Genomic DNA, 4938 nt, shown 5'->3' with positions numbered 1-4938 from the left:
GATCCAGACCCGGGTCCAGGCGGTGATCAGAGGCAAAAAGTGTTACCTATGTCATCGGTCCAAAACGTTACCAATGTTTCCGGTTGCTCAGGGGGGTGACGCCGACGCGGCCACCGGTGGTTTCGACGCGCCTCAACCCCACCCCAACCCTCCCCTGTCCAGGGGAGGGAGCGCCGACGGCTTTCGAGCGCTCTTGAGGCGCTCGCGACTCGGGGAGCGCTCGAATCCAGCTTTTCGGGTGTCGGAACAGGAGGTTAAGGGGGCTACAGATGGCGATTCAAGGGCCTCTGAACGGCGATGATGCCCCCAATCTTGCCAGCGCTCGAAAAACGGGGCAAACTGTCCGCAGGATCAAGGGTGTAGAGACCGGTCCCCTTTCCGGAGCGAAAACGCTCCGGCCTCATTGAAGCGTGACGTTGGCCGAACGCGCCTGACCGTGACAGCGGCCCTTTCCGGAGCGAAAACGCTCCGGCCTCATTGAAGCCCGGCTCACGACATCGCCTCCCCCCGGATGGGGGGAGGTTGGGAGGGGGGGCGCCGCTGCCGCCTACTGAGCTTGGCCGTTTCAACCCCACCCCGACCCTCCCCTGTCCAGGGGAGGGGGACGCCGGTCGAGAAACCGACCCAGGCGAGTGGGTGCGCTACATCGTCTCGCGCACCGCCGCGATGGCCTCGGCCAAACCCACGCGCTCCATCACCACGCCTTCGGGAAAGGCACCGCCCAGGCGGGAGGGCATCATGGGGTCGAGCAGCACGAACACGCCCCGGTCGTCGGCCCGGCGCACCAGCCGGCCGAACGCCTGCTTCAGGCGCAGGCGGGTGACCATGTCGTCATAGGCGCGGCCGCCGAACTCCGCCCGGCGGGCCTTGTGCAGGATGTCCGGGCGCGGCCAGGGCACGCGGTCGAACACGATCAGCCGCAGCGAGCGGCCGGGCACATCCACCCCGTCCCGCATGGCGTCGGTGCCGAGCAGGCAGGCGTTTTCCTCCGCCCGGAACATGTCCACCAGGGTGGCCGGGTCGATGCCGTCCACATGCTGGGCGTACAGCGGCAGGTCGGCGGCATCCAGGTCGGCGGCGATGCGCTCGTGCACGGCGCGCAACCGCCCGATGGCGGTGAACAGCCCGAGCGCGCCGCCGTCGGAGGCCTTGAACAGCTCCCGGTACGCCGCCGCCACCTGATCCATGGTGTCCTTGCGCACGTCGGTGACCACCAGCACCCGGGTTTGCGCGGGGTAGTCGAAGGGGGAGGGCACGGCGGCGCGCACTCGCTCCGGCACATGGACGGCGCCGGTGCGGCGCTCGGCGGCCTGCCAGTCGGCCTCCGGATCGCCGGAGCCGTCGCGCAGCGTGGCGGAGGTCACCAGCAGGCCGTGCGCCCGGGTGGCGAGCGCCGTCGCGAAGGGCACCATCGGGTCGACCCAATGCCGGTGCAGGCCGACGTCCATGTCGCGACCGTAGGCGCGCTCGATCCCCAGCCAGTCCACGTACTCCGGTGGCGTTTCGGCCTGAAGCGCCCGGCACATGGCACGCCACGCCCGCACCGGCAGCAGGGCGCGGCGTTCCAGGCTGCGGATCAGCCCCTCGATACGCTGGCGGTTGGTCGGGTCGAGGGTCGAGGCCTCATCGTCAAGGCGTTGCTCCAGCGCGGTCATCAGCCGGGCCAGCGGCTGGTCCAATTCGTTCAGGGCCGTTTCCAGGGCGGCGCCGGCCTCGACCAGCGCGGGCAGGGGCGGGGCCACCTCGGTTTCCAGCGAATAGGGGCCGTCCTGGCCGCGCGCGCGGGCCAGCACCTGGGCGCGGGCCGCCGACAGGAAGTGCTCGGTCGGGCCACGCCCGCCGGCTTCGCCCAGCCGGGCGTGCCAGCCCGGTCCGGGCAGCACGCGGGCGCCGTGCAGCACCTCCACCAGGGCTTCGGCCGCGCGCGGGTTATCGCCCACCAACTCTTCGGCGCGCGCCTTCAGGCCGCGTGCCCGGGTGCGGGAGCCGTCCTCCGCCCCCAGCAGCCAGCGCCGCAGTTCCGCCGTTTCCAGCCCGGACAGATGCGCCGAAAAGGCGCCGTCGGCGGCGTCGAACAGGTGGTGGCCCTCGTCGAACACATAGCGGGTGGGTAGGGTGCCGTCCTCCAGCCCGCCCAGGGCGGCCTGCACCAGCACGAGCGCGTGGTTCGCCACCACCAACTGCGCCCGCCGCGCCCGCCGCACCGCCTTTTCGATGTAGCAGCGGTTGAAATGCGGGCAGGCGGAAAAAATGCACTCGCCGCGCCGGTCGGCCAGCGCCAGCGACCAGCCGCGTCCCAGGATGTCCACCAGCCAGCCCGGGAAGTCGCCGCCGACGAGGTCGCCGTCCCGCGTCGCCATGGCCCAACGCGCCATCAGGCCCAGAGGGATGGCGGCGGCCGGCTGCCCCGGCAGGCGGGAGACCGCTTCTTCCAGGTTCAGCAGGCACAGATAGTTTTCCCGGCCTTTGCGGATCACGACCCGGCGCGCCTTCTCCGCCGGGTCGGGGTGCAGGCGGTCCAATTCGCCATCAAGCTGGCGTTGCAGATTGCGGGTGTAGGTGGAGATCCAGACCGTGCCGTCGTTCTTCTCCGCCCACACGCTGGCGGGGGCGATGTAGCCCAGCGTTTTGCCGACCCCGGTGCCGGCCTCCGCCAGCACCATGTGCGGGGTCGCCTTGCGCTCGCGCGGGGCGAAGGCGGCGGTGGCGGCGCTGGCGTAGTCCGCCTGTTGCGGGCGGTCCTCGGCCGCGCCGCCGAGCAGGTCGGACAGCCGGGCGCGGGCTTCGGCGTCGGAGACGGGCAGGTGGCCGGCGGCGACCTCCGGCGCGTGCTCGCTGATCTCGGTCAGACGCTCCCACACACGGAAGGCGCGGGCGATGGTGGCGCCGTGCGGGCTGTCGCCGTGGGCACCGAGCGCCGCCAGCACGGGCGCGCCCCAGGGCCAGCCGCCGCGCGCCATGGCGAAGGCGAGGGTGCGGGCGTCCGCCTGATTGCGCCGGACCAGGGTGGTCAGTTCCTCCAGCAGCAGCCCGGCGAGGCGGGGCAGCGCCAGCGCCTGCTCGACCAGGTCGGTTGGGCGCGGTTCCCCCAGGGCTTCGGCCAGCCCGGCGACCGTGGGCAGGGCGAACCGGGCCGGCCGCACGAAGGCATAGAGGGCCAGCAGGTCATGGCACACCAGCGATTCGCGTCCCACTCGGCGTGCGGTGGCGGGCTCGTGACACACCAGCGGGCGCAGGTCGGCGGCCTTGCGCCCCAGCACGGCCGGGGTGTTCTCTTCAATCTCGCCGTCCGGATGCACCAGCACGGCCGCGCGTGGGCTCGCCACCAGGGCGGGCACGGGCGGCACCGTGATGGATGCGGAGGCAGGGGGCGCGGGCTGGTGGGTCGTCATCGGCGGCGAGTATAAGGGGGACGATGGGGCGCGGTCACGCGCCGGAACAGAAAGGGTCCGTCGCGCCGTTGTTGATCGTTCTGTCCGGGCGGCCGGGCGCGGGCAAGACGACCCGGAAATACGCCGCGTGGGAATCGAGGCCACCTCGTCGTGGACACCGCGGGCCGCTCCGTCGACGATAGCGTGGACGCGGTCTTGCGGCACATGGACGGGCGATAAGGCCTTCCAGGTGAGAAGGGACGAACCATGGGCCTGTGGCGCAGGCTGACGCGATGGATATTCCGGGAGCCGCCCTCGCTGGTCACCCATCTGTCCCGCGAGGAGGCGATCGCGACGGCGCGCGCGGCGGTGTCCGACCCTGCGGCATCCTCGTCGTTGTGCATGGCGGAGCCACGCCCGGTCGGCGGCCGCATCTTGTGGATCGTGTCCACGGCTACGCAAGGGGGCGGCCTATATCGTGACCCTGGACGACGCCACGGGCGCGGTGGTTTCGGAGGGGCCGGTGGCCGGGCGGTAGCCGGTGGACCGACTTCGACGCGGGCCGGAAAGCCATAGGATCCGGGGGCGGGGGACAGCTATACTTTGCCGTTCGTGTACGCCTGAGGAGTGCCGCCGCCATGCCACCGTCGCCTACCGCCGTTCCGCCGCCCTCCGACCGGGTCCGCCTGCGGCGCAAGCCGGGGCGCGGCCACTACGACCGCGAGACCATCCACGCGATTCTGGACGCTTCGCCGATCTGTCACGTGGGTGTGGTGGTCGATGGCGCGCCGATCGTGACGCCGACCTTCCAGTGGCGGGAGGGCGAGCATGTCTACATCCACGGGGCGCGGACGAACCGGACCCTGAACGTGGCCGACGGCGCCGAGATCTGCGTGACGGTGTCGCTGCTGGATGGGCTGGTGCTGGGGCGGTCGGCCATGAACCACTCGGCCAACTTCCGCTCGGTGGTGATTCTGGGCCGCGCCACACGCATCGACGATCCAGAGGCCAAGCGGGCACGCCTGAAAGCCTTCATCGAGTCCCTGTATCCGGGCCGCTGGGACACGCTGCGCCCGATCACCGACACCGAACTGAAAGCCACGGCCATCCTGTCACTGCCGCTGGATGAGGCCTCGGCCAAGCTGCGGGAGGGGGGGCCGATGGATGACGAGGCGGACTATGCGCTGCCCATCTGGGCCGGTGTCCTGCCGGTGCGCATGACCCCCGGTACGCCGGAGCCGGACCCGCGCAATCTCGCCGATGTTTCGGTGCCGGACCACGTCACGGGCTTCCGGATCGGGTAGGGGGCCGGTGGGCGGCGCACGGTCGCGGGACGAGACCGGCGCGACCGCGCCGGCGCCGCGAAGCGGCGGAGGCCATGACGTGGAGCCGGTGCCGCGAAGCGGTGGAGGCCCTGAAGCGGCCACGTTCGGTTCAGGGCCGATCCGCATAAGAAACTGGGCATAAAAAAAGGTTCATGACGGAATTCCGGGGAAGGCGTCGCGGATTTTGAGGAAGAAGTAGGCGTCATCGCGGAAGCCGTAGGCCATCCGCTTGATGACCTTGA

The 4938-nt window shown here is 71.0% G+C and carries 2 protein-coding genes; one reads left to right on the top strand and one right to left on the bottom strand.

Translation table 11 applies throughout. The features are described from left to right. Positions 1-641: 641 nt before the first annotated feature. Positions 642-3392: an ATP-dependent DNA helicase gene (locus GGD82_RS20615; protein WP_150064296.1), complete on the bottom strand. Its 2751-nt coding sequence runs from the start codon at positions 3390-3392 to the stop codon at positions 642-644. A 617-nt stretch (positions 3393-4009) separates the two neighbouring features. Between GGD82_RS20615 and GGD82_RS20610 the strand changes: the two genes are divergently transcribed. Further along, positions 4010-4675: a pyridoxamine 5'-phosphate oxidase family protein gene (locus tag GGD82_RS20610; RefSeq protein WP_150064295.1), complete on the top strand. Its 666-nt coding sequence runs from the start codon at positions 4010-4012 to the stop codon at positions 4673-4675. Positions 4676-4938 lie beyond the last annotated feature (263 nt).

Source organism: Roseospira marina (assembly GCF_014197855.1).
In the GTDB taxonomy this organism is placed as follows: domain Bacteria; phylum Pseudomonadota; class Alphaproteobacteria; order Rhodospirillales; family Rhodospirillaceae; genus Rhodospira; species Rhodospira marina.
The sequence above is the reverse complement of the archived record's forward strand: the minus strand, read 5'-3'. Positions and strand labels throughout refer to the sequence as shown.

Bases quoted from the DNA above. Each gene is read 5' to 3' on its own strand.
- GGD82_RS20610 (WP_150064295.1), top strand. From the start codon at position 4,010: ATGCCACCGTCGCCTACCGCCGTTCCGCCGCCCTCCGACCGGGTCCGC.
- GGD82_RS20615 (WP_150064296.1), bottom strand. From the start codon at position 3,392: ATGACGACCCACCAGCCCGCGCCCCCTGCCTCCGCATCCATCACGGTG.